This is a genomic window from Clostridium sp. TF06-15AC (assembly GCF_003481165.1).
GTDB lineage: Bacteria > Bacillota > Clostridia > Lachnospirales > Lachnospiraceae > Otoolea > Otoolea fessa.
In genome coordinates, this window is the sequence record NZ_QUKS01000009.1 from 50928 (window position 1) to 77119 (window position 26192).

Annotated in this window: 19 protein-coding genes, 1 riboswitch and 1 other annotated feature; of the genes, 14 read left to right on the forward strand and 5 right to left on the reverse strand. The window is 50.3% G+C overall.

Annotated features, from left to right (window positions below):
* Nucleotides 1-3 precede the first annotated feature (3 nt).
* Together DXC57_RS14510 and DXC57_RS14515 are read left to right on the forward strand one after the other, a co-directional pair.
* Nucleotides 4-1344: an FtsW/RodA/SpoVE family cell cycle protein gene (locus tag DXC57_RS14510; protein WP_118467334.1), complete on the forward strand. Its 1341-nt coding sequence runs from the start codon at nt 4-6 to the stop codon at nt 1342-1344.
* Nucleotides 1328-2788: a penicillin-binding transpeptidase domain-containing protein gene (locus DXC57_RS14515; RefSeq protein ID WP_118492044.1), complete on the forward strand. Its 1461-nt coding sequence runs from the start codon at nt 1328-1330 to the stop codon at nt 2786-2788. The genes DXC57_RS14510 and DXC57_RS14515 overlap by 17 nt, the downstream gene beginning before the upstream one ends.
* A 74-nt stretch (nt 2789-2862) precedes the next feature.
* Here the strand turns inward: DXC57_RS14515 and aroA are convergent, their stop codons facing one another.
* Together aroA and DXC57_RS14525 are read right to left on the reverse strand one after the other, a co-directional pair.
* Nucleotides 2863-4140 carry a 3-phosphoshikimate 1-carboxyvinyltransferase gene (aroA, locus tag DXC57_RS14520; RefSeq protein ID WP_107001679.1) on the reverse strand — a complete coding sequence of 426 codons (1278 nt, stop codon included), beginning with the start codon at nt 4138-4140 and terminating at the stop codon, nt 2863-2865.
* A gap of 66 nt (nt 4141-4206) precedes the next feature.
* Nucleotides 4207-5313, reverse strand: a complete 1107-nt coding sequence (locus tag DXC57_RS14525) for a prephenate dehydrogenase (RefSeq protein WP_118653284.1) — start codon at nt 5311-5313, stop codon at nt 4207-4209.
* Between the two features lie 334 nt (nt 5314-5647).
* Between DXC57_RS14525 and DXC57_RS14530 the strand changes: the two genes are divergently transcribed.
* From DXC57_RS14530 to DXC57_RS14540, 3 genes are all read left to right on the forward strand, one after another.
* Nucleotides 5648-7738, forward strand: coding sequence for an elongation factor G (locus tag DXC57_RS14530; protein ID WP_118570638.1), 2091 nt, complete (start codon nt 5648-5650; stop codon nt 7736-7738).
* A gap of 380 nt (nt 7739-8118) precedes the next feature.
* Entirely contained in the window at nt 8119-9249 is a 1131-nt protein-coding gene (locus tag DXC57_RS14535) for a hypothetical protein (RefSeq protein WP_118653286.1), read from the forward strand.
* A complete protein-coding gene (locus DXC57_RS14540) occupies nt 9246-9767 on the forward strand; it encodes a hypothetical protein (RefSeq protein ID WP_117795011.1) in 522 nt (173 codons plus the stop codon). The genes DXC57_RS14535 and DXC57_RS14540 overlap by 4 nt, the downstream gene beginning before the upstream one ends.
* 158 nt (nt 9768-9925) lie before the next feature.
* On the opposite strand, the gene DXC57_RS14545 is transcribed toward DXC57_RS14540, so the two are convergent.
* The gene (locus DXC57_RS14545; protein WP_118653288.1) at nt 9926-11245 is read right to left on the reverse strand and encodes an acetyl-CoA hydrolase/transferase C-terminal domain-containing protein; all 1320 of its coding nucleotides are present in this window, start codon (nt 11243-11245) and stop codon (nt 9926-9928) included.
* 404 nt (nt 11246-11649) lie between these two features.
* Here DXC57_RS14545 and DXC57_RS14550 point away from each other — a divergent pair, with 404 nt between their 5' ends.
* The 4 genes from DXC57_RS14550 (at nt 11650) to leuS (ending at nt 17514) form a co-directional block, all read left to right on the forward strand.
* Nucleotides 11650-13005, forward strand: coding sequence for an MATE family efflux transporter (locus DXC57_RS14550; protein ID WP_118653290.1), 1356 nt, complete (start codon nt 11650-11652; stop codon nt 13003-13005).
* Between the two features lie 30 nt (nt 13006-13035).
* On the forward strand, nt 13036-14094 hold the full coding sequence (locus DXC57_RS14555; protein ID WP_118653292.1) for an MBL fold metallo-hydrolase: 1059 nt from the start codon (nt 13036-13038) through the stop codon (nt 14092-14094).
* A 233-nt stretch (nt 14095-14327) separates the two neighbouring features.
* On the forward strand, nt 14328-14540 hold the full coding sequence (locus DXC57_RS14560; RefSeq protein WP_118653294.1) for a ferrous iron transport protein A: 213 nt from the start codon (nt 14328-14330) through the stop codon (nt 14538-14540).
* Between the two features lie 128 nt (nt 14541-14668).
* Nucleotides 14669-14907, forward strand: a binding site (T-box leader).
* Between the two features lie 195 nt (nt 14908-15102).
* Nucleotides 15103-17514 carry a leucine--tRNA ligase gene (gene leuS, locus DXC57_RS14565; RefSeq protein WP_118653296.1) on the forward strand — a complete coding sequence of 804 codons (2412 nt, stop codon included), beginning with the start codon at nt 15103-15105 and terminating at the stop codon, nt 17512-17514.
* Nucleotides 17515-17913: 399 nt separating this feature from the next.
* On the opposite strand, the gene DXC57_RS14570 is transcribed toward leuS, so the two are convergent.
* Complete coding sequence (locus DXC57_RS14570; protein WP_118653298.1) at nt 17914-19254, reverse strand: MATE family efflux transporter; 1341 nt, start codon at nt 19252-19254, stop codon at nt 17914-17916.
* A 300-nt stretch (nt 19255-19554) separates the two neighbouring features.
* Here DXC57_RS14570 and DXC57_RS14575 point away from each other — a divergent pair, with 300 nt between their 5' ends.
* Together DXC57_RS14575 and DXC57_RS14580 are read left to right on the forward strand one after the other, a co-directional pair.
* Nucleotides 19555-20280 carry a DUF6198 family protein gene (locus DXC57_RS14575; protein WP_243101493.1) on the forward strand — a complete coding sequence of 242 codons (726 nt, stop codon included), beginning with the start codon at nt 19555-19557 and terminating at the stop codon, nt 20278-20280.
* An 89-nt stretch (nt 20281-20369) separates the two neighbouring features.
* Nucleotides 20370-21110 (forward strand): L,D-transpeptidase family protein, encoded by a 741-nt coding sequence (locus DXC57_RS14580; RefSeq protein WP_118653300.1) that lies wholly within the window; start codon nt 20370-20372, stop codon nt 21108-21110.
* A gap of 140 nt (nt 21111-21250) precedes the next feature.
* A riboswitch (TPP riboswitch) is annotated at nt 21251-21356 on the reverse strand.
* 45 nt (nt 21357-21401) lie between these two features.
* Here DXC57_RS14580 and DXC57_RS15800 read toward each other — a convergent pair.
* Nucleotides 21402-22202: a hypothetical protein gene (locus DXC57_RS15800; protein ID WP_243101494.1), complete on the reverse strand. Its 801-nt coding sequence runs from the start codon at nt 22200-22202 to the stop codon at nt 21402-21404.
* Nucleotides 22203-22388: 186 nt separating this feature from the next.
* Here DXC57_RS15800 and DXC57_RS14590 point away from each other — a divergent pair, with 186 nt between their 5' ends.
* From DXC57_RS14590 to DXC57_RS14600, 3 genes are all read left to right on the forward strand, one after another.
* A complete protein-coding gene (locus DXC57_RS14590; RefSeq protein WP_117795060.1) occupies nt 22389-22571 on the forward strand; it encodes a hypothetical protein in 183 nt (60 codons plus the stop codon).
* A gap of 174 nt (nt 22572-22745) precedes the next feature.
* Nucleotides 22746-24374, forward strand: a complete 1629-nt coding sequence (locus DXC57_RS14595) for a response regulator (RefSeq protein WP_107001617.1) — start codon at nt 22746-22748, stop codon at nt 24372-24374.
* Complete coding sequence (locus tag DXC57_RS14600) at nt 24374-26173, forward strand: sensor histidine kinase (protein ID WP_118653302.1); 1800 nt, start codon at nt 24374-24376, stop codon at nt 26171-26173. Before DXC57_RS14595 ends, DXC57_RS14600 begins: the two co-directional genes overlap by 1 nt.
* The last annotated feature ends 19 nt before the right edge of the window (nt 26174-26192 follow it).

A 26192-nucleotide genomic window follows, 5' to 3' on the forward strand; every position in this document is an offset into this window, starting at 1 on the left:
ACCATGATAAATCTTGTGACAACGATGTCCAGGTATCTGATGATATTGCTGATACTGATTTATACATATTACAATTTCCGCTTTTTTTCACTGCCGGATGACGAGTCGAAACTCCGGCTCTGCCGTCTGCAGAATGTACCGCTGTTTTTGATATTTCTTCTGTCGGGTACGATCATTTATCTACAAACCGAGGATGAGGCAGTTGTGCTGTTTTTCGGCGCGCAGCTTGTCTTTTTTGTCCTGTACCAGCTCTTATACCGGCTGTTTTACCGGAATGCGTCGAGACTGTTGCTGAACAACACGTGTATGCTTCTGTGCACCAGTTTTATCATGCTGACGCGCATCTCGATGGACAAGGCGGTCCGCCAGTTTATCATCATGGCAGTTGCGGCGGTTATCACAATGATTATACCATATGTGATAGATAGAACCTGGCAGCTCGCTAAGATACCGTGGGTGTACGGCCTGATAGGTCTGGCGCTGCTGCTGGTTGTCTGTGTGATCGGCAATACCAGCTTCGGCGCGCAGCTTTCGATCAGTATCGGCGGATTTTCGTTCCAGCCGTCCGAGTTTGTTAAGATCAGCTTTGTATTCTTCGTGGCGACGATGTTTTACCGCTCAACGGAGTTTAAAAATGTGGCGATCACGACCGGCGTGGCGGCGGCGCACGTGTTGATTCTGGTGTTATCCAAGGATCTGGGAAGCGCGCTGATTTTTTTCCTCGCCTATGTCCTGATGCTGTTTATTGCAACCTCCAACTGGCTGTATCTGGCAGGCGGTCTTGGAAGCGGCTGTGCGGCTGCGATGCTGGCGTATAAGCTGTTTTCGCATGTGCGTGTTCGCGTGGAAGCATGGCAGGATCCGTGGAGTGACATCGCAGGAAAAGGATATCAGGTTACGCAGGCGCTCTTTGCGATCGGCACAGGCGGCTGGTTTGGCATGGGACTTTACCAGGGGATGCCGAAGAAGATACCGGTTGTCGAGAAGGACTTCATTTTCGCGGCGATCTCGGAGGAGCTGGGCGGCATCTATGCGCTCTGTATTCTCCTGATCTGTCTGGGATGCTTCATGCAGTTCATGCTGATTGCGACCCGGATGCAGGCATTATTTTACAAGCTGATCGCGTTTGGTCTGGGAATTGAGTATGTGGTGCAGGTGTTCCTGACGATCGGCGGCGTGACCAAGTTTATTCCGTCCACCGGCGTGACGCTGCCGCTTGTCAGTTATGGAGGCAGTTCGATTCTCAGCACATTTATCCTGTTTGGCGTGATACAGGGACTATATGTCCTGAAACGGAATGAGGAAGAAGAGGAGGAGCAGCAGCTTGATGAGGCAGAAGGATGAAATGGAAAGAACTGAAAATGCGAGAGCGCGTTCAAACCGTCATATTCTGTGGCTGACCTATGGGATTGCGGCGCTCTTTATCGCGATGGCCGTTTATTTTGGCTGGTTTATCCAGTTTAAGAGTGAAAATGTGATCGGCAGCTCTTATAATGCGAGGCTCGATCTCCTCTCAGACCGGGTGACCCGCGGTTCGATTATGAGCAATGATAAAACGGTGCTGGCGCAGACGAACGTTGCAAGTGACGGAAGCGAGAAACGCTATTATCCGTATGATTATCTGTTTGTCCATTCGGTCGGATATTCCGGCAAAAATGGAAAAACAGGTCTGGAGTCGCTGGCGAATTTCTACCTGCTTTCCTCCCATGTGAATCTGATTGAGAAAACGATCAATGAATTTCAGGGGAAGAAAAATCTGGGCGACAATGTGATTACGACGCTCGATGTGGATCTGCAGCAGACGGCATCCGACGCGATCGGAAAACACCGGGGCGCGGTGATCGTTATGGAACCGGATACGGGAAAGATTTTAACGATGGTTTCCCAGCCGAATTTCAATGCGAATCTCGTCGATGAGCGCTGGGCAGAGTTGATATCGCCGGACAATACGAAGGCGCAGTTAGTCAACCGCGCGACGCAGGGCTTATATCCGCCGGGATCGACGTTCAAGATGCTGACGGTGCTGGAATATATGAAAGAGAACCCGAATACCTGGCAGGACTATGTGTATAATTGTAATGGCTCTTACCAGAATGGCGATTATACGATTAAATGTTACCACGGGACGGCACACGGGGCGCAGAACCTGATTCAGGCATTTGCCAATTCCTGCAACGGTGCGTTTGCGGAGATTGGAATGCAGATTAATTCAGAAAAATTCCGGGCGCTGGCAAATCAGATGCTCTTTAATTCGGAGCTTCCGTACACACTTCCGTACAACCAGAGCACATTTTCGCTCGACGGCAGTTCGGATGACTGGGAAAAGCTTCAGACCGCGATCGGACAGGGAAAAACCCAGATTACGCCGCTGCATAACCTGATGATCGTATCGGCGATCGCCAACGGCGGCACGCTGATGAAGCCATATATGATCGATCATGTTGAAAATGTGGGTGGTCAGACGGTCAAGAAGTTCCTTCCGTCCGCCTATGGAACCCTGATGTCTGCGAATGACGCACAATTTCTAACACATCTCATGAGCCAGGTGGTCGAGATTGGTACGGGTTCCGCGATGCGGGGGGCATCCTATACGGTGGCCGGAAAAACCGGTTCCGCCGAGTTTGAGACAGGTAAGGAGACACATTCCTGGTTTGTCGGTTTCGCTCCGGCAGACAAGCCGAAGGTGGCGATCTGTGTGCTGGCAGAAGAGTCCGGTTCCGGCGGTGCGGTCGCTGCGCCGATCGCAAGACAGGTGCTGGATCGGTATTTTGCGAAATATGGGCAGTAGGACAAAAGAAAAGGGCAGGAAAGCGATTTGAAGCTTTTCCTGCCCTTTTTGTCTCAAATATGCATAGTCACATTTTATTTACACAACCGTTCCAGATCCCCATAGAATCCCGGATAGGAGATGTTCACGCAGTCTGCATCCAGAATTTCGGTCTCGCCGGAAGCGCCGAGTGCGGCAACGGCGAAAGTCATGGCGATGCGGTGATCCTTCTTGCTGTCGATCACAGCACCGTGCAGCGGCTTGCCTCCGTGGATGATCATGCCATCTTCGGTCTCGGTCACATCCGCGCCCATAGCGGTTAAATTCTCTACCATGACAGCAATGCGGTTTGACTCTTTTACCTTCAGTTCCGCGGCATCGCGTATGACGGTGGTTCCCTCGGCATAGCACGCCATCGCAGCGATCACCGGAAGCTCGTCGATGAGAGTCGGGATGATCGCACCCTCGATCGCGGTTCCGGTCAGCTTACCGGAGCGGACGAGCAGGTCGGCGGTCGGTTCGCCGGAGGCGGTGTTTACATTGAGAAGTTCGACGTCCGCGTTCATCGCCTTGCAGACGCGCAGGATGCCGTCGCGGGTCGGGTTGATACCGACATTTTTAATTAAGATTTCTGAATCCGGTACGATGAGTCCGGCTGCGATAAAAAAGGCAGCGGAGGAGATATCGCCCGGAACCTGAATTTTCTGTCCATAGAGCTGTTTTGCCGGCTGTAAAATCGCGGTGGTTCCTTCTGTGTGGATGTCTGCGCCGAATGCGGACAGCATCCGTTCACTGTGATCGCGGGAGATGTACGGTTCGGTCACGCGGGTTTCTCCGTCGGCATACAGACCTGCCAGCAGAATCGAGGATTTGACCTGGGCGGAGGCAACCGGAGAATTATAATGGATGCCGTGCAGCGGTGAGCCGGTGATATGGAGCGGCGCGCAGCCATTTCCATTGACACTCTCGATCTTTGCGCCCATCTGGGAGAGAGGATCGATGATGCGCTTCATCGGGCGTTTCTGGATGGAAGCGTCGCCGGTCAGTGTTGTGTCAAATTTCTGGGCCGAGAGAATGCCGGAGATCAGGCGTGTTGTGGTGCCGCTGTTGCCGCAGTCTAAAACGGAGTCTGGGGCAGTCAGCCCGTGCAGTCCACGTCCGTGGACGAGAACGGTCTCGCCCTGATTTTCGATCGAGATTCCCATTTTGGAAAAACAGGAGATCGTGGAGAGACAGTCTGCGCCCTGCAGGAAGCCGTGGATTTCGGTCAGTCCGTCCGCAAGAGCGCCGAACATGACGCTGCGGTGGGAGATGGACTTGTCTCCCGGAACGGTCAGTTCGCCCCGGAGAGAAGATGTATGGGTAAATTTCATTGAGTTCATAGTTGTACCTGCCTAAACATTAATGTTGAAAGTTAAGTTTGAAACATACATTGCAGTCTACGCGAACAGCGTGTAATTGTATCTCTTCAAACGCGCCCACGCCGCTTCCATCGAAGCCTTGTCGTAGAAGCTGATCCGCAGCGCGCCTTCGCCATGCTCACGGTTGTGGCTGATGCCGATATTTTTGATACTGATTCCTTTACCGGAGAGGATCGAGGAAATGATGGAGATAGCACCTGGCTCGTCCACCACGTCGGCGGAGAAGGCGTATTCCGGCTGTATCGATCCTTTTGGAGTTTCTGCAAACGAATTCCGGTAGTCGCGGGAGGACTCAAACAGCTGGTAGATGGCTCTAGACTGGTGGTCGGACAGTTCTTCCCGCAATGTCGTCAGGGAATCAATGTAGCGATCCAGCACCTCAGTGATATTGCCTGTGTTCGTCATGCAGATCTGTTCCCACATGACCGGAGAAGAGGAGGCAATACGGGTGATATCCTTGAAACCTCCGGCAGCCAGCCGTTTCATCATCTGATCCTCACTGTCGCAGTCGTGTACCAGGTTGACCAGGCTGGAGGCGATGAGGTGCGGCAGATGGCTGATCGCCGCGACAATGAAATCATGACGATGGTAATCCAGCACCAGGGGCAGCGCACCGATCGCCTTTGCCACATCCACCATACGGTCAGTGTGGGAAGCTGGGGTGTGCGGTGTCGGGGTAATGATATAGTATGCATTTTCCAGCAAATGGTCGGTTGAACTCTCGTAGCCGGTCTTTTCCGAGCCAGCCATCGGGTGTCCGCCGACGAAGCAGCTTTCCATGCCAAGCGCGGCAACGGTCTCATGAATGCTGGTCTTGGTGCTTCCGACGTCAGTCACAACCGCGCCTTCCTTTAAGAACGGCCGGATCTGGCGCAGATAGGATTCATTAAATTCAACCGGTGTGCACAGGAAAATGATGTCGCACTCGCTTAAATGCTCGTCCACGCCGTCCAGAATCAGGTCAACAATGCCGTCTGCATGTGCCTGTTCCAATTTTTCGCGGGTCCGCATATAAGCCATGATCTGAATATCCGGGGCGCTGCGTTTCAAACCTCTGGCGATAGAGCCGCCGATCAGACCGAGTCCGATGAAACCGGCGGTAAGATGATTAATCGGTGTATTCATAGCAATTACGCTCTCTTTCATAAGTAGTATAGTAAAAAAATGAAACTAGAAATTATTGTAGAATAGAACAAGTCACTTGTCAACGATTTTACGCGTTGAAGTGAAAAAGAATTTTTTTGCATCTGTTTATTACTAAATTTGCGAAAATGCGATTGATTTCACCGCCTTTGAACAGGGAAATTGTCGCATTTTCAATGCTTTTCAAAATAAAACGAATAAATTTTGTATAAAGGTGTTGTTTTGCTTGAAATTTTCTCTATTTTCTTGTACAATATGAACAGAGGTTAAAATACAAGAAAAAAACATCAAAATAAATAGACGGGAGGACTTAACTATGAACGTGTATGGGACAAAACAAATCCGCAATGTAGTGTTACTGGGGCACGGCGGTGCCGGCAAGACAACGGTAGCAGAGGCGCTGGCACTGGTAACAGGTACTACCAAGAGAATGGGAAAAGTTCCGGAAGGAACCACCATCAGCGATTATGATAAAGAAGAAATCAAGAGACAGTTCTCTATCTCCACCACGCTGATTCCGTTGGAGTATCAGGGAGAAGATGGACCGATCAAGATTAACCTGTTAGATACCCCTGGCTATTTTGATTTTGTGGGAGAAGTAGAGGAAGCTATCAGTGTAGCAGATGCAGCAATCATCGTTGTAAACTGCAAGGCTGGCATCGAAGTCGGAACCGAGAAAGCATGGGAACTCTGTGAAGAGTACAACCTGCCGCGCCTGTTCTTCGTTACCAACATGGATGACGATCAGGCAAGCTTCCGTGAGCTGATCTTAAAACTGGAGAAACAGTTTGGCCGTAAGATCGCGCCGTTCCAGGTGCCGATCCGTGAAAATGAAAAATTTGTCGGCTTTGTCAATGCGGTAAAGATGGAAGGCCGCCGTTTCACTCATTTAAGCGAATATGAGAAATGCGAGATTCCGGAGTACACCAAGAAGAACCTCGGCATCATCCGTGATGCGCTGATCGAGGCAGTGGCAGAGACGAGTGAAGAATATATGGAGCGCTATTTCTCCGGTGAAGAATTTACACAGGAAGAGATCGCACAGGCGCTGCGCGAGCACGTAAGTGAGGGCAACATCGTTCCGGTTATGATGGGTTCCGGCATCAATGCACAGGGCTTCGCATATTTGCTGCAGGCGATCGATAAATACTTCCCGTCACCGGACAAGTTCGAGTGTGTCGGTGTCGATGTATCGACCGCAGAGCGCTTTACCGCTAAATATAATGACGATGTATCCCTGTCGGCACGTGTTTTCAAGACTGTGGTTGACCCGTTCATCGGCAAATACTCCCTGATGAAGATTTGTACCGGTACCTTAAAACCAGATACCGTTATCTACAATGTAAACAAAGATGCTGAAGAGAAAGTTCAGAAAGTATATGTTCTCCGCGGCAAGGATGTCATCGAGGTTCCGGAATTAAAGGCGGGCGATATCGGCGCGGTTGCCAAATTAAACGTTACTCAGACCGGCGATACCATCGCAGTCCGCACGGCTCCGATTGTATACCACAAACCGAAGATTTCTACCCCGTATACCTACATGGCATACGCGGCTAAGACCAAAGGCGATGAGGACAAGATCTCCAGTGCACTGGCGAAGATGATGGACGAAGATCTGACACTCAGAAGCGTCAGCGATACCGAGAACCGTCAGACCTTACTTTACGGCATCGGCGAGCAGCAGCTCGAAGTTGTTGTCAGCAAGCTGCAGGCAAGATATAAAGTAGACATTGTGCTCAGCAAACCGAAATTTGCATTCCGCGAGACACTTCGCAAGAAAGTAGAAGCACAGGGCAAATATAAGAAACAGTCTGGTGGACATGGACAGTACGGCGATGTTAAGATGTCCTTCGAGCCGTCCGGCGATCTGGAGACACCGTATGTATTCGAAGAGAAGGTATTTGGCGGTGCCGTTCCAAAGAACTACTTCCCGGCAGTTGAGAAAGGTATTCAGGAATGCGTACAGAAGGGTCCGTTGGCTGGATATCCGGTTGTCGGTGTGAAAGCAACCCTGTTAGATGGTTCCTATCATCCGGTTGACTCCTCCGAGATGGCATTCAAGATGGCAGCGACGCTGGCATTCAAGAAAGCGTTCATGGAAGCGAATCCAGTTCTCCTTGAGCCGATCGCATCTCTGAAAGTAACCGTTCCGGATAAATTCACCGGCGATGTTATGGGCGATCTGAACCGCAGAAGAGGTCGTGTTCTCGGTATGAACTCCAACCATCACGGCAAACAGATCATCGAGGCAGATATCCCGATGTCCGAGCTGTTTGGTTATAACACCGATCTTCGTTCCATGACCGGCGGTATCGGTGAATTCTCCTATGAGTTCAGCCGCTACGAGCAGGCTCCGGGCGATGTACAGAAGAGAGAAGTGGAGGCGAGAGCGGCAGAAGCTGAATAATGGCAGATGAAGTGCTTACCGTTTCGGTCAAAAATATGATATTCTTATATAAATAAGCAGAAAACCGCCGCAGGCGGCTGAGTGGATCGATACCGATTCATCAAGGCTGTCAGCGGCGGCTTTCTCTTTCTGGAAGACCTTTCGGATCGATATGGTTATAGGCTGTGCTTGAATTGAACAAAGCGCTGCGAATGTTATCGATGGGACAGGCGAGAAGTTAAGGCAGTGAATGCGGATGCCAAATTGCTACGAATTGCGTGCTTTTGCAATTTTCAAAAAGAAGGCTATAAATTGTAAGAAAATAGAAAAGACTACCCACCTGTAAAAAGGTATAATGTTGCAAAGAGAACAACTTATACAGACAGGTGGGTGGCCTTTTTATGATAGAGAAAAATGAGAAAAGCGGGGAACTCATGGAAGTAAAAGAACAGGCAAAAACAGTTCGGAAACACCCGGAGCGGATGATCGTGCGTATCTGGCTGGTTCTGGCACTTATTTGTCTGCTGGCGGGTCTGATCGCCCAGTATACGTTCCGGCTGAAAGAACCGCTGTTTCTGCACTACAGCCAGTCGGCTTATCTGGGCTGTGGGCTGGACGGAGTAGAAACTTCGGAGGATGGAATCGTTTCATCTGTGTCAAGTGAGGCGCTTGAAGAAGAAAGTACCGATTCCGATATGAAAGTTGGAGTTTTAGACGAAGGTGTGAAAGACCTGAATGAGAATATGGAATTGGAGAATACAGTGTCCTTATATGCGCTCGGGGAAGAAAGTGTGGATGAGACAGATGAAACTTCGGATGTATGGTATACACAGGTAAATTTTGCCTATCTGACGGATGTGACGGATGAGATCTGTGTGAGAGAAATTCGTTTTTCAGAGTTGCCTGAACTTCAAATGCAGGAAATGCGGGAGACAGTCCAGTCAGCGGGACAGTATGCGCTTCATCGCCTGGATGCTACGCTTTCGATTGAAGATCCGCAGCATAACGGGATCAGTCAGTGGAGAATCCTGACGCGGGCGCAGGTGCTCTATTCAGATGGAAACACAGCAGACGTAAAAATTGGTAATCTGGTACTGATTGCAAATCCGGAGGGCGGGAGCGCCCTGGAAAATCCAAGTTCCAGCGCCAATTCAGATGGAACGGCCACACAGGTTTACACCGTTCAGAAAGATGGAACCATCGAAGTAAAAGGCTGCATTGCGTCAGCCGGGGAGATGGAAAATTTTTCGATGACCTTAAATGGAGAGCCTATCCCAGCCCAAAAAGAAGGGGAAGAGCCGAAACGGCTGACAGTAAAAACGGGTGATGTGCTGACGTTCCAGAGCCATTGGATTGGCAAAGAGGAAGACCAGTCGCCGCAGGTATTTCATTCAGGAGTTGCAGTGCTTTCATATATCGGCAAAGATGGCGGGGAGCAGGTTCTTTCATTTGAAAATGAATACAGGAAGAGAAGGGAGCTTCGCTTTATTGATGTGTGGAAATATCTGCTGAAAGAGGAGGCATTTAAGTGAAAACGGGAGATCATAAGATTTTAGCCGGTCTGATTCTTGCTTCGATTCATATTAATCTGTTCCATGTGATGCTGCTGCCGCCCTGCATCGGGTTCCTGATTTTATATATCGGGATTCTCCAGAAAGAGCGACAGGCTGGATTTTTCCAGATGGATGTAAAAGAGATGAGAGTGTACCGGGCAGCAGGGGCGGCGCTTGTGCTGGTGACTGCTTTTTCTAGCTTTCTGTCCATGTTCTGGAGGCGGCCGGACGGAACCATCTGGTCGCTGATTCCGTGTATGCTGGAATATGTGGTGCTCTATGGACTGATGGAAAGCTACACCGCAGGTTCGCCCAGACATTCGTATCACTCCGAACTGTGCTGTGGATATGCTATGGTAATGGGAGCAGCACTGTGTGGGTACGCAGTCAGCCTGATTCTGCATATCGCGCTGTGGCAGCTCTTTGCGTCTATGATTATTCTGGTCTGCCGGTTTATGGTGGTTGTGGTTGTTATAGGGGCGAAGAAAGAGGCATAAAAAATAAAAAGCCGTAACCAGATATACCCGCCCATGGGATTAAACTCATGAGCGAAAGTATAAGGTTACGGCTTTTCTATGTTGAAAATTCTGGTTTTCAAATAATCAAAGATAACATGGAATGTTGATGTTTCGGTTCCGATGTATCTTTCCAATTTTTATTTAAAATTCTCCTCCGCATACCGGCGCAGCTCATCACGGAAATCCGGGTGTGCGATGGCGATCATGGCATCCGCTCGTTCTTTTAAGGTAAGCCCGGTCAGTTTTGCGATACCGTACTCGGTCGCCACGTACTGAATCATGGTACGCGGTGCAGATACGGTGCTGCCGCCCGGAATGAACGGTACGATGTTGGATTTTAAGGAGCCATCTTTTTTCTTGTGGGTGGAAGCAAGGCAGATAAAGCCCTTGCCTCCCTCGGAGCGGAATGCGCCCTCCAGGAAATCCATCTGTCCGCCGATACCGGAGAGCTGTCGGGTGCCGGCAGACTCGGCATTTTCCTGTCCCATCAGATCCAGCTCGACACCACCGTTGATACTGATGACATTTTTCATCTCACCGATGCGGTACGGGGAGTGGACGTAATCGACGTCAGCCGGATGGAAGAGCTGCGGCTCATTATCCAGCCAGTCATATAATTCCTGAGAGCCCATGGCAAGGTTCCAGGTAGAATAACCGTTGTCAATTTCTTTCTTCTTGTTGGTCAGCTTGCCAGCCTTATAGAGGGCTAAAAAAGCATCGCTGATGGTGCCGGTGTGGCAGCCGAGGTCGGTTTTGTCGGACTGTGCCAGCATATTGGCAACGGTAAACGGAACGCCGCCGACGCCCAGGGAAAGGACAGCGCCGTCCGGGATCTCCTCAACGACACGTTTGGCAATCTCAATATCAATGGCGCTCGGATCGCGGTAGGTGCGGATCGGAAGCGGCTCATGCTCGCCCTCGACGATGAAATCTGCCTCTGAGAGGTGGACACGGTGGGAACCATCGACGCCCTGTAAGCGCGGGAGGCGCTCATTGATCTCGAAGATGACGGTGCGCGCATTCTCAAAGATGGTGCGCCATGCATAGTTGGAAATACCCAGTCCGCAGCAGCCGTCCGCATCTGGTCTGGAAACCGGTACAAAGGCAACATCCACGCGAATGTGGTGGCGGTACATTTCCGGCAGGGAACGCAGCATCATCGGCATAAACTTGCAGAGCCCACGGGTCTGCAGCTTGCGCTCATAATCGCCGATGTGCCAGCTGTAGTAGCTGAATGCTTTCTGATCCGGGTCGCTTTCGACAACCTCGATGCGCGGGCGGATGACTAAACCACCGCGGATCTTGACATCGGTCAGCTCATCCCTGCGTGCTGCCAGCGCACGGTCGAGAAGCTCCGGAAATCCAGCGCCAAAGCCATAATCCACCCAGTCGCCCGGCTGAACAGCCTTGACGGCGGTCTCAGCACTTACAAATTTGCCTGCGTAATTGTTAGACATAGTAAAAATCCTCCATCGGTATGAAATTCATAATTTTCTAGTTTCCATCATATCCCAGAAAGCGCTTTTTTGCAACTTCCAAAGACAATTCCAAAAGACAATTTTTAAGCTGGGTTTTAAGATGAGTTTAAGATAGGTTTAATACGGAAATAGTTGACAAAATAGGTGTTTATGATAAAATTAAGTGTTTATAAATAAGAGTTGGTCTTTTACACAGCAGGCAGAAGTGCCTGTATTTTTATGTAATAGGAAATTCCTTGGAATCCCCTATTACACAAAAAGGCACTAACGTGCCAATGATGTGCACTTGCGCGAAGCAGAAACATGTCGCAAGCGACCGCGCTCGGCGCGAGAATGTGACTGTAAAGAATACAACAAATATAGAAAGAGAGGAGTTACGACAAATGAAAACAAATACGGATTTATTTGAAAAAACACCCGTACCAAAGGCGGTCGCGACCATGGCGGTTCCGACCATGATTTCCATGCTGGTGGTTGTTATCTATAACATGGCGGATACATTTTTCATCGGTCAGACGAAGGATCCGCTGCAGGTAGCAGCTGTTTCGCTGGCAACGCCGGTCTTTATGATTTTTATGGCATTAGGCCATCTGTTCGGTATCGGCGGCAGCTCAGCGATATCGAGAGCACTGGGAGAACGCCATAAAGACCGGGCATGTCATATCAGTTCATTCTGCTGCTATGGATCCCTGGGTCTGGGCGTGATAGTGGCTATCCTGTCTGTACTTGGAATGGAAACTATTCTGCATCTCATCGGTGCCAGTGTAAATACGATCGGTTTTGCGAGACAGTACCTGGCGATTATTGCAATCGGCGCGCCGTTTATTATGTTTTCAACTGCATTTGCGAATATTCTGCGAGGAGAAGGCGCATCGAGGGAATCGATGGTTGGAAACCTGTTAGGCACCGTAGTAAATATTATTTTGGATCCGATCATGATCCTGGTGCTTGGCTGGGGAGTGACCGGTGCAGCACTTGCGACGATTATCGGCAATATTGCGGCCTGTCTTTACTATATTGCTTATTATCTGCGGGGAAAATCGACACTGTCGATTCATTTCCGTGATTTTAAGATGGGAGATGGAATCGCTTCCGGCGTGGCAGGAATCGGTATTCCGGCTTCCTTAAATAACATCCTGATGAGCTTTGCCAATATTATCCTGAACCAGGCGCTGGTCGGCTACGGTGACACACCGGTAGCGGCGATGGGTGTTGCGATGAAATCCAATATGCTTGTTGTCCTGCTGCAGATCGGTCTCTGTGTGGGAATCCAGCCGCTGATCGGTTATAATTATGGAGCGCGCAACAAGAAACGCCTGATGTCGATATTCAAATTTACAGGACTTGTATCGGTTATTATGGGAACGATTCTGACATTGCTTATGATTGTCGCAAGAAAGACAATGATTCAGATGTTTATTAATGATGCGGAAGTTGTCCAGTATGGTATTCAGATGGTGGTTGCCCTCCAGCTTTCTGCGCCACTCCTTGGTATCTTATTCCTCTGCATCAATACGATCCAGGGAATGGGAAAAGCGCTTCCGTCGCTGATTCTTACGATCTGCCGCCAGGGACTGATTTTTATTCCGCTGATTTTCGTGCTGAATGCGATGTTTGGCCTGGATGGAGTTATCTATGCACAGCCGGCGGCTGATTATCTGTCGATTGTGGTGGCGATTTTGATTTGTGCACATCTGTTCCGGACGATGGATCATAGAGAAGAGAAAGCAGAAGGCTGAGAAGATTCAATAGATTCAATAAGGAAAAATATGCTTAAAGAAAATAAAAGAGAAGAAATCACAAAGAACATAGAGAAGAGGGAAGCCCTTGTAGAACAGGTGGCAGATGGAATCTGGCGGATCGGTGTGGAATTGCCGCAGAATCCTTTGCGGGAACTCAACAGTTACCTGATCAAGGGAAAAGAAAACGAGCGTGATCTTCTGATTGACACCGGATTTCGGCGCGAGGAATGCCGGGAGGCGCTGTTTGCCGGGCTTCGGGCACTTGGCAGCAGCCCGGATCGGCTGGATATTCTTCTGACACACCTGCACTCGGATCACACAGGACTTGCCAGGGAGGCGGCAGGGGCGGACAGCCGCATCTATATCAGCGGAACCGATCTGGCGATCTTAAAGGACGGTTTTACACCAGAGCGTCCGCTTCGCCTGGCGGAGCAATTCCGTGCCGGGGGATTTCCGGAGGACGAGATGAAGAAAACGCAGGCGCTCAATCCGGCAGTCCGCTATAAGCTGGATCAGGTTGATGACCGTTTTGTTCCGATTGAGGCAGGCTGGAAATACACGGTAGGAGATTACACGCTGGAAATGATCTCCGTGCCGGGGCATACGCCGGGCAATGCGATGTTCTGGGCAAAGAAGCAGGGCATCATGTTCACGGGCGATCATATCCTGTTTGATATATCGCCGAATATTACTTCCTGGCTGGAATCGGAGGATTCATTAGGTGATTATCTCGACAGCCTGCGCCTGGCCAGAAAATATCCGGTCCGCCTTGCCCTGCCGGGACACCGGAAGACAGGCGATTATGCGGCGCGCATCGAGGCGCTGCTGGCACATCATGAGCGGCGTCTGGCGGAGACGGAGGCGCTGCTTGCCGAACATCCGGGCATGACGGCATATGAGACGGCTGGAAAGATGCGTTGGAAGATCCGTGCCGCCAGCTGGGAAGAATTTCCACCGTCCCAGAAGTGGTTTGCGGTGGGAGAGTGCATGGCGCATCTGGACTACCTCCGCCTGCGCGGCAGAATCCGCCGGGAGATGGACGGAGAAGTGTGGAGATGGTTCACGGTAACGGCTAAATACTGTTAGAATTAACTAACAATTATTACCATTGACTAACAATAGTCTGACTGCGTATAATAATAGTAAAGAAAGCGGTAACTGTTCAGTAGGTCTGCGCATTTACTGCGCTGACCGTACGAAAACATGGACCAGCAGACAAAAATCCCATTGCCGTAGGCAATTTTTAATGGATTTTTGCGCGTGACTGTGAAGGTACTGAACAGTTACAGAAAGCGGAATATCAGTCAGGAGGTCGTTGTATGCAGTCGTTGGCAAAGGTGCAGGCGGGAGAGACCTGTGAAATCAAGTGGATGTTTGGAAATGCGGATGTGATGAACTTTTTGGAGCGCTATGGAATCAAAGAAGGAAGCCGTATCCGGGTCCTTGGACGTGTGCTGGATGGTCTGATCATCGGAAATGGAAAGGTTCGGCTGGCACTGGGCGATGAAGTGGCAGATCGGATTCAGGTGTAGGTTTGACGGTGATTGAAAGATTGTCGAAAATGTCATGTATTGAAAGAACGTCGAATCTGTCACGTGCAAGTTTGAGAAGGTCACGTTACTTGACATTTCTTCCCATTTATGCTATTCTACCAGATAGCACAAATGCAATGAACGGAAGTAGTAAGCCGCGAAATTTCTACAGAGAGCTGCCGGATGGTGTGAGGCAGCGGAAGGAAGCCGCCGAACTGGTCCGGGAGCAGCCTGTTGAAAGAAGTGTTTTTGAATACCCGAGTAGACAGAGCCGGTCATCCGCCGTTACAGGACGATGAGGAGCACACGGATTCCGTGTGAAATAGAGTGGTACCGCGCAGTTGGAATTTTCGCCCTGCGTCTCTATACAGGTAATGTAGAGACGCAGGGCGTTTTTGACGTTACCGGATTGAAAGAATGTCCGCAAGGGTTGGATGTTATGCAACTGCCAACGGACCAGTCGATTGCAATAATGAATCATCATTTTAGAGACTGGAGCCGGATTTTGACAGGAAATAGCAAAAAATCAGCGTGGGTTAAGCAGAAAACAGGAGGAACAAAGATGTCACAGTACAATCATACCGCCATTGAGAAAAAATGGCGCGAGAACTGGGAAAAACATCCCATCAATGTAAACGATGGAAAGAAAGAAAAATATTACTGCCTGGATATGTTCCCATATCCGTCCGGAAGTGGTCTGCACGTTGGTCACTGGAGAGGATACGTTATTTCTGACGTATGGAGCCGTTATCAGCTGCTGCGCGGCAAATACGTGATCCATCCGATGGGCTGGGATGCATTCGGTCTGCCGGCAGAGAACTACGCGATCAAGATGGGCGTACATCCGGCTATCTCGACCGAGTCCAATATTAAAAATATTAAACGTCAGATCAACGAGATCGCAGCCATCTATGACTGGGATATGGAAGTAAATACCACAGATCCGGCATTCTACAAATGGACCCAGTGGATCTTCGTCCAGATGTTCAAAAAAGGTCTGGCATACGAGAAAGAATTCCCGATCAACTGGTGCCCGTCCTGTAAGACAGGTCTGGCAAACGAGGAGGTTGTTAACGGCTGCTGTGAGCGCTGCGGTACTCCGGTTACCAAGAAAAACCTGCGTCAGTGGATGCTGAAAATCACCGCGTACGCAGACCGCCTCTTAAACGATCTGGACAAACTGGACTGGCCGGAGAAGGTTAAAAAGATGCAGACTGACTGGATCGGCAAATCCTACGGTGCAGAGGTTGATTTCGGCGTAGAGGGACGCGATGAGAAGATCACCGTTTACACCACCCGCCCGGACACCCTGTACGGTGCAACCTTCATGGTACTGGCTCCGGAGCACGCGATGGCAAAGAGTCTGGCAACCGATGATACCCGTGAGGCAGTTGAGAAATACATTTTCGATTCCTCCATGCGTTCCAACGTAGACCGTCTGCAGGATAAGGAAAAGACCGGCGTATTTACCGGAAGCTATGCAATCAACCCGATCAACGGTGCGAAGGTTCCGATCTGGCTGTCTGATTATGTATTAGCTGACTACGGTACCGGCGCTATCATGTGCGTACCGGCACACGATGACCGTGACTTCGAGTTTGCAAAGAAATTTAATATCCCGATCATCCAGGTTATCGCAAAAGATGGCAAAGAGATCGAGAACATGACCGAGGCGTATACCGAGGCGTCCGGCACGATGATCAACTCTGGCGAGTGGAATGGTATGGAATCTTCCGTACTGAAAAAAGAAGCGCCGGAAATGATTGAGAAGAGAGGTATCGGTCACAAGAGAGTCAATTATAAGCTGCGTGACTGGGTATTCTCCCGTCAGCGTTACTGGGGCGAGCCGATCCCGATCGTACACTGCCCGAAGTGCGGCAACGTACCGGTTCCGGAGGATCAGCTTCCGTTAAAACTTCCGGAGGTAGAAAGCTATCAGCCGACTGGTACCGGCGAATCCCCGCTGGCAGCCATCGACGAGTGGGTCAACACCACCTGCCCGTGCTGCGGCGCTCCGGCAAAACGTGAGACAAACACCATGCCGCAGTGGGCTGGATCTTCCTGGTACTTCCTGCGCTATGTAGATAACAAGAACGATAAAGAACTGGTATCCCGTGAGAAAGCAGACAAATATCTGCCGGTTGATATGTACATCGGCGGTGTTGAACATGCAGTACTGCATCTGCTGTATTCCCGTTTCTACACAAAGTTCCTGTGCGATATCGGTGTTATTGACTTCGACGAGCCGTTCAAGAAGCTGTTCAACCAGGGTATGATCACTGGTAAGAATGGTATCAAGATGAGTAAGTCGAAAGGCAATGTCGTATCCCCGGATGATCTGGTACGCGACTACGGCTGCGATTCCCTGCGTCTCTATGAGCTTTTCGTAGGACCGCCGGAACTGGATGCAGAGTGGGATGACCGCGGTATCGAGGGCGTATCCCGTTTCCTGAACCGTTTCTACAACCTGGTTATGACCAGCAAGGACAAAGACATCAAAGAGACCAAGGAAATGGTTAAACTGCGCCACAAACTGGTATTCGACATTGAGCAGCGTTTCGAGCAGTTCAGCCTGAATACCGTTATCTCCGGTTTCATGGAGTACAACAACAAGCTCATCGATCTGGCGAAGAAAGAGGGTGGCATCGACAAAGAAACCCTCAAGACCTTCACTATCCTGCTGGCACCGTTCGCACCGCATCTGGGTGAAGAGCTGTGGCAGGAGCTCGGCGGCACCGACAGTGTCTTCCATGCTTCCTGGCCGGAGTGCGATGCAGAGAAGATGAAGGATGACGAGAAAGAGGTAGCTGTTCAGATCAACGGCAGAGTCCGTGCGACCATCACCGTACCGGCAGACATCTCCAAAGAAGATGCTATCGCCGCTGGTAAAGAGGCTATCAAGGACAAGTTGACTGGAAATATCGTAAAAGAAATTTACGTTCCGGGGCGGATTGTGAATATTGTTATGAAATAAATTGTGAAAAATCCGGGCGGAATCAAGCGGGATTATTGAGATTGATCCGTTGGACTAAAAAAGCAGCATCCTGTGTATTTTCTTCTCTAAATACACAGGATGCTGTTTTTTTTTGCTTTTTGTTTCATAGAAAATTGCGTCCTATGAAACAAAAAACGCATTAGGAAGCGTTTGAATGCGGGAATCCGCTCATCTGGAAAAGAGGGACAGAACAACATGATGCTGGTGCTTTTTATGGAGTACCGGCGGAAAGCCGTTTATACGGCGAAAGCGCGTATTGGCTTCTGGGGAATGTTTCTGGTAGGTGTGTTTTTGATTGTAAAAGCAAAATCGACCGGGATGTCTGTAGGTTTAATGGAAGAAATCACCCCCCAAAGTGAATTCTTCCATCCCTTTTCTTTACTCTTTTACAATCCGAAACTCCCTCCATTTTCCACTCCGGTAGCGCATCACAACTACGAAGCAGGCGATCAGCCATGCGGGCGGCATGCTCACATAGTAGCAGCGGAAGCCAACCGGGGTGAGCGCCAGCAGGAAGGAGAGCGCGAGGCGGATGCCCAGGTTGATGAAGCCGGAAGCTGCCGGGATCTTGACATCGCCTGCACCCTGCAGAAAACCGCAGGTGATGTTGGTGATCGTGCTGGTCCAGATGAAGAACATCAGGATGTCGAGATGTTCCTTTGCGCGCCGCAGGGACTCTCCGGTGATGTTGAAGATCTGGAGAAGCGGCCGGTCAAAAAGCAGAACTACGATACTGATGGAGATACTGATCAGGACGCCCATCAGGATGGTGGTGCGGTAGCCGCGGCGGGCACGGTCCAGTTTTTCAGCGCCGATATTCTGTCCGGCGAAGCTGGAAATGGCGACGTTAAAGCTCTGGGACGGGATGTGCGCGAGCTGTTCGACCTTCAGCATGGCAGCGTAGCCCTCGATGCTGGGAGCGCCGAAGGAGTTGATGAGACGCTGCAGGATGAGGAAGCCGATTGAATTGACGCCCGTCTGTAGCATGATCGGAATACTCAGGCGCATCAGCAGCGCCCCCTGTCCCTTCCAGGCGTAGAGATAATGCCGTTTCGGCAGCAGATCCGGGAAAATGTGCCGCAGATACAGGAAACTGGCGATGGCGGAACCTGCCTGTGCGATCACGGTCGCGGCAGCCGCGCCGGAGACACCCATATGAAAGACGGAGATAAACACACAGTCCAGCACGATGTTCAGGGCGGCGGAGATCATCAGGAAAATGAGTGCGCCGCGCGAATCCCCGTGTGCCCGCAGGATGCCGTAGGTGACATTGTAGAGCAGCTGGAAAATAATTCCGCTGCTGTAGATCAGAAAGTATGCCATACTGTCGAAACGCATTTCTTCCGGTGCCTGCAAAAAGCCGAAAATAACTGGACGGGCTGCCAGAAAGCAGGCGGCAGTTAAAAATATACTTGCGATCACGGCAATCAGATAGGAGACGGAGATGGATTCCTGTATATCCGTCTCTTTTTTGGCACCGAAATACTGGGCGACTGCGATGTTGACGCCGGCACCGATGGAGGTGCAGATGGCGGTCAGAAGCCAGGTCATGGAGCTGGTCAGTCCGACGGCTCCAAGGGCGGTCGCGCTGATGAGGTTTCCGACGATAACGCTGTCAGCGAGGTTGTACAAAACCTGCAGCAGGTTTGCCCCCATGATGGGCAGGGAAAAGAGCAGGATGGAGGACCATTCCCGCCCTTCGGTCATATCTTTTTTCATATGTATAAAACTCCTTTGATACAGCTAAAATCATGAGTTTAGTGTAGCATAGGGGATGGAAAAAGTAAAGAGAACGGAAAGTGCTGTAAGATAATCTGGTGGCAGCAGAAATTTGTCGTGGGTTCAATGGAGCGCAATGGTAAGATGTAGGCTGTGACTGTAGAATGTAGGCAGGCTGGAATATTTATTTCGTAAGAAAATTGGAAGATTTAGAATACAGGAAGCGCTTGTCAAGTGGAAAGAGGAGGATCTATAATAGAATAGGTTTAACAAATATTAAGAAAAAGAGATGAGGAAATCTTGAATCACAACATGGAAATGACGGAGAAACCGACGGGAAGCGGGGCAGCACGGTGGGGCTTTTATCTGATGGGGCTTCTGATTCTGGCGATGGGGCTTACGCTCAATACGAAAGCTGGACTCGGAGTGTCGCCGATTATTTCACTTTCGTATGCGGCATCCGTGATCTGGAACCGGAATTTTGGTGATATGACCTTTGTCCTGTATGGTATCTTTGTCTTGATTCAGGCGGCGATTCATCTGCGGGAGAAAGGAAAAGCCGGACGCAGCCTGCTTATGAAAGATGCGCTGCAGTTTCCATTGAGTATTGTATTTACAAGATTTCTGAATGTATTTTCAGTGTGCATACCGTCGTTAGAAGAATGCGGATCGGAGGCGTCTGGACTTTTAGGACGCCTGGGAGTGCTGATGCTTGCCCTGATTTTTACAGGCATCGGCGCGGCGATGTCCCTGTCAATGCGGCTGGTGCCAAATCCGGGCGATGGTCTGGTGCAGGTGTTTGCAGACACCTTTGGAATCGGCACGGGTCTGATGAAGAACTGTGTCGATGCAACCTGTATCGTTTTGTCACTGCTCATGGGACTTTTGTTTGCGGGAAAACCGGTGGGAATCGGCATTGGAACAGTCTGTGCTGTCATGCTGGTGGGGCGCGTGATTGCGCTGTTTCATCATATTTTTGGAAAGGCGATGCTGCAGGCGGCTGGACTGGAAAGTGGCAGGAACTGACAGAGTGTGTGGAAAAAGGTGTGCGAAAGATAAAAGCAGCCGATTTTTGAGTGAAATTCAGATACATAAAATAATAGGAGATAAATAAGATGAAATTGAGAATGAAGCGGAAAGCAATGGTAATATTGGCAGCAGGCATGTTGATGAGTGCGGCAGCTCCGGCGGCTGCGATGGCGGCGGAGAAAGCGACAGGACCGGCGCTTACGGCAAGCTACAACGGGGATGTAAATACGCTGGAGGCGGCGAAGGATGCAACGCAGCTGATTGTGGTGATTGGCAACCGCCAGGATCCGGCGAAGAGCCGTCTGGACTGGTATAAACGCGATGCAGATGGAAAACTGGTGCAGGTGATGTCGAAAGAAGCGGTCAGCGGCATGAACGGTATCACGATGCAGAAGCAGGAGGGCGATAAGAAGACGCCGGCGGGTGTGTACCGCTTTACGATGGCATTTGGCCTGAAGGCAAATCCGGGAACGATTCTGCCGTATCACCAGATTGTGGACGGCGATTATTATGTGGATGACGGAAACAGCCAGTATTATAACAAGCTGGCAAATACGAAGCAGGTACAGAAGGACTGGAATTCGGCGGAGGATCTGATGGCGCAGGCGCCGCAGTATAATTATGGCCTGGTACTGGATTATAATCCGGAGTGTACACCGGGAAAGGGATCGGCGATCTTTCTGCATTGCCCGAAGAGCTGGAATAATACGGGAACTTCCGGATGCATCAGTATTCCGGAGGAAGATATGAAACAGGTTGTGCGCCAGGTGGATACCGGGACGAAGATTGTGGTGGTGCAGGATGAGAGCGATTTAGCAAATTACTAATTAGATAGGCTGTGAGAGTCAGATCTCATTTGGGGATTTTTATCTGGAAGCAGATAGGAACCCCCAGATGAGTTTTTTTGTTTCATAGGACATAATTTCCTAATGAAACCCAAAAACGCCGGACAATATCCGGCGCTCAGGTGTCTCAAAATATCTGTCCCTACGTTGGCATTATCCAAATCAGGTTTTGGGTCGGAACTTTTGGTTCCCTCTCAGCCTGCATCACAAGCTCCCCATTATTGAAATGAATTGTAGCATGATTTGGAAAAAATAGCAATGGCAACTCTGGTTTTATGATTTATTTGCCCCGCCCATCTGCCGGCTCAGCATCCGCAGCATTTCCGCCTGCCGTTTCTGCGCTGGGGGCATTTGGTCTGTCAGGATCGAAAAAAGAGTGTCCATTTCTGAGGTTGAGAATTGCGGGGAACCGTTGCTGCCCCGGAGACTCATGAGAAGCGGCAGAAGCTTGTCTTGCGGCGTGTTTCTTGCCTGATCGGCTAACTGTTCCATCTGTTTTATTTTGTCTGGATCCATGGAGCGAAGTCTCGGATCCTGTTTCCAGTTTTGAAATTCCATAGTGTGTGCCTCCTGTCTGTTTGAAGTGGATGTGCCAGATGCACGGTCTGTGGGTTCTTTCTGTCTGCGGGAATATTCGGCTTGCGGGTAAAGGACAGATGCCGGAACTGCATCAGAATTGGGTGAATCATTCTGGATATCTTGCGAAGTCGGAAAGGATGCTGTCTGCGGCGTATTTTGCCAGTAGGATTCATAGAGGCGGGAACCTTCGATAAAATTTAAGACCAGATCGATCGAACTTTGCTCTTCCTCTGTGCCATACGGCTTGATCGCTTTCAGCATATCAACCGGCGAATCCTTGTCGCGTTCGCCCACCGAGCAGATTCCGATCTCACCGTCAGCCGGATCAGCAAATAGCTGCATCGTCTTTTCTAGTTCGCGGAATTTCACAAACAGGGAGAAAAAACGCTGTTCCGGGATGTGAATATAGGGAAGCGCCGCCTTGACAAGCTGCATATGTGGGAGTGAGGTCAGGCGGTCTAACTCGGTCATTTTGAGAGAAACATCTTGGCTCACGAAAAAAAACCTCCCAAATCTTTGTCTCAATATATGCAGATGAGAGGAAAAAAAGACGTTTTGGTTCACGGGTAGGCACTTTTGGAACCGAAAAAGAACGGGAATGTTTAAAGAAAAAAAGCTCCGGGACAGGAAAAACCACATATAGTATATTATAAAAAATAAGAAAGAAAAGGATTCAGAACTATGAACACCCGGCTGATCATTGATGGAAATGCCGTTTATGAAATAGATGAAGACTGTCTCGCCTGCCGCGGACGGCGGACCGGATGCAGACGCTGTGTGGAACCGGGTTCCCGCACCCGGGGACGAAGCACACCTTTACAGAAAATGGAACCTGCCAGTGAAAAATCACAAACTCACAAATAAAGAAAGATGTGGTATAATGTAAAGAAAGAAATTTCCCTCATTCCAGCCTGCCCAGCCACTTCCTCATGAGGTGTCAGGGAAAGCTGGAATGGGGATACCGTAGCAGAGCTCCAGAGTCCTAAGACAAACTGGCTCACAACAACATTGCATCAGGAACTGAAAGGACGAATCCATATGAACCCATACAAAATCATGCTGGTAGATGACGAGGAGGAAGTACGGACAAGCATCATACGCAAAATCGACTGGCAGGATGCCGGATTCGAGGTGATCGGGGATGCGGAGAACGGGAAGGAAGCGCTGGAAAAGATCGAGCAGAATGAGCCGGATGTTGTGCTGACAGACATCCGGATGCCATATATGGACGGGCTGGAGATGGCGGAGAATATACGGCAGAGATATCCGTCCATCAAGATCGTGATTTTTTCTGGTTTTGATGAATTTGAGTACGCCAAAAAGGCGATCAAGCTCAATGTGATCGAATATATTTTAAAGCCGGTCAATGTCGAAGAGCTGACGGCGATTTTAAAGAAAATCAAGAAAAATCTCGATGAGGAGATCGAGCAGAAGCGGAATGTTACCCTGCTTCGGGAAAGTTATATCAAGAGTCTTCCGGCGATCCGGGAACATTTTTTGAATGACCTGATTCACGGCGGCATGGAGGAAGCGCAGATTGAGGAAAAACTGAACGAATATGCGATCGACGTTGCGGGTGCGGTCAAATGGGTGATTGCGGCGATCCATCTGGAACCGGATGAGAAGGTGGACAAGGCAGTTTCGCTGCATCAGCAGCGGGAGCTGATTCCGATTTCCGTCCGCAATCTGATTGAGGAAAAACTGGAAGGGCAGTACCGTTTTATTGTGTTCCACTCTTCCTTTGAGACGATCCTTCTGGTGGCGATCGACAAAGACAATACGCAGACCGGACTGATTGCCCTTCTGGGCGATATCTGCAAGGAGACGAAGAAAATTCTGGAGGTATCGGTTACGATCGGCGTGGGTGAGAGCTGCAGTTCGCTGACGGATTTAAGCCGCCCGTGCCACACGGCACTCAATGCGCTCGGTTACCGTGCGATCACAGGTTCCGGCGGTGTGATCTGCATCGGCGATATGGAGCCGTCCGGGCATGAAAAACTCCGGTTCGACAGCCGGATGGAGTCGGAGCTTATAGCGGCAGTCAAGTTTGGACCGAAGGAAAAGATCCGTTCCGTGATAGACGGGATTGTGAGCCGGATGGAGGATGCGCGGGTGCATTACCGCCAGTATCAGGCGTATGTGCTTGCGATCATCAATGTGCTGACACAGCTCTCCCAGCAGTATGATCTGCGGATCAGCGAGATGTTTGGCGTGGAAAATGATTATTTCGAGATTCTGGGGCGCGTCCAGAAGATGGAGAATGTCCGCCCGTACCTGACCGAGGTGGCGCTCAAGATGAATGCCGGAATGGAAGAAGAGCGGAGCAATACGACAAAAAACGTGATCCGCGAGGCGAAGCAGTACATTCAGGACAATTTTCAAGATCCGGATCTGTCGGTGGAGAAGATCTGCCGCCATCTGCATATGAGCCCGGCGTATTTTTCAACGATGTTTAAGAAGGAGACGGGACAGGCGTACATCGCCTATCTGACCGATGTCCGGCTGGGGCGCGCGGTCGAGCTTCTGATGGCAACTGACGACAAGACGTATATCATCGCGGAAAAGGTCGGCTACCCGGAGCAGAACTATTTCAGTTACGTATTTAAGAAAAAATTCGGTGTTTCCCCGACGCGGTACCGCACGGCACACCGGAGCGGGGAGGCATAATGGGTAAAAAAAGGACGATCTGGAAGAAAAAGCTCTTTGACGATGCCAGCATCCGGTCGATGATCTTTATCTATTTTACGATCACGGCGCTGGCGGCGAGTGTACTGATCTCCCTGTCGCTGTACCAGAGAATGTCACGGCAGGTCACGGAAGTAGTACAGGAGGAGAGCCAGAACCTGATCGCGCAGGTGGGGCGCTCTGTGGAGTCGTATCTCCGCACGATCATGAAGCTGTCCGACTCGCTTTATTATGGCACGATCAAGAATGCCGATCTGTCGATCCAGTCGCTTGGAAGTGAATTTACGCTTCTCTACGATAATAATAAGGATAATGTGGAGAATATTGCCCTGTTTTCGGAGGATGGGGCGCTTCTGGAGGCAGTCCCGGCGGTGCGTCTGAAAAATGAGGTGGATGTGACGCAGGAAGAATGGTTCCGGAGCGCCTTAAACCGGACGGAAAACCAGCATTTTTCCCTGCCGCACGTACAGTATGTGTTTGACAATGCGGAAAATCAATACCGATGGGTCATTTCGCTATCGCGGGCGGTCGAACTGACACACGGAACCTCGACCTCGCAGGGCGTCCTTCTGGTCGATATTCGCTATTCGAGCCTGGAACAGCTCTTTGGCGGCATCACGACGGGGCGCGGCGGTTATTTCTATATGATCAGCGGAAATGGCGAGATTCTTTACCACCCGCAGATGCAGCTTCTGGATTCCGGCTGGGTGCAGGAGAACAATGGACAGGCAGCCGGCTATTCGGACGGAAATCATGAGGAGATATTTGCCGGAAAAAAGCGGATGGCGACGGTCAAGACGATCGGCTACACAGGCTGGAAGGTGGTCGGGGTGACGCCGGAAAATGCCGTGTCGCTCAACACGATCAAAACCCGGCTTTTTATCGTATTTGTCATTGCCCTCATTTTGTGCATTCTGGCTCTGATTAACTCTTATATTTCATCGAGGATCACGAATCCGATCCGCGAGCTGGAAAAATCGGTCGGCGTCCTGGAGGCGGGCAATTTAAGCGCACCGGTGTACATCGGCGGTTCGTATGAGATCCGCCATCTGGGAAAATCAATCAGTGATATGGCGGGTCAGATCCGCCTCCTGATGCAGGATATTGTGCGTGAGCATGAGGCGAAACGCAAGCAGGAGTTTGATACGCTGCAGTCGCAGATCAATCCGCATTTCCTCTATAATACGCTCGATATCATTGTCTGGATGATTGAAAATGAGCAGAAAACGGAGGCGGTCAAGGTGGTGACGGCGCTGGCGCGGTTCTTCCGTATCAGTTTAAGCCGCGGCAAGAGCTTAATTACTGTGAAGGATGAGCTGGAACACGTCCGGAATTACCTGATGATCCAACAGATGCGGTTTAAAAATAAGTTTACCTATACGATCGAGTCAGATGATGAGGTTTTGGAACTTGCAAGTTTAAAACTGATGCTGCAGCCGCTGGTGGAGAATGCGATCTACCATGGCATGGAATATATGGACGGCGACGGCGAGATCTTCGTGCGCGCCTGGCAGGAGGAAAAAGAGCTGTATCTGGAGGTGCGGGACAATGGGCTTGGCATGACGGAGGAACAGGTCGAGAGCCTCTTTACCGATACGGCGCACGTGGCATCCAAGCGCGGATCCGGCATCGGGGTACGCAATGTCAACGAGCGGATCAAGCTGTATTTCGGCGCGGAATATGGTCTTTCGATCGAGTCGGAGCCGGATGAGGGAACCGCGGTGAAGATTCATCTTCCGGCAGTGCCTTACGAGAAAGTGCTGGAAGAGAAGAAAGTGTAAAAGTGGGGGCGACAGATCA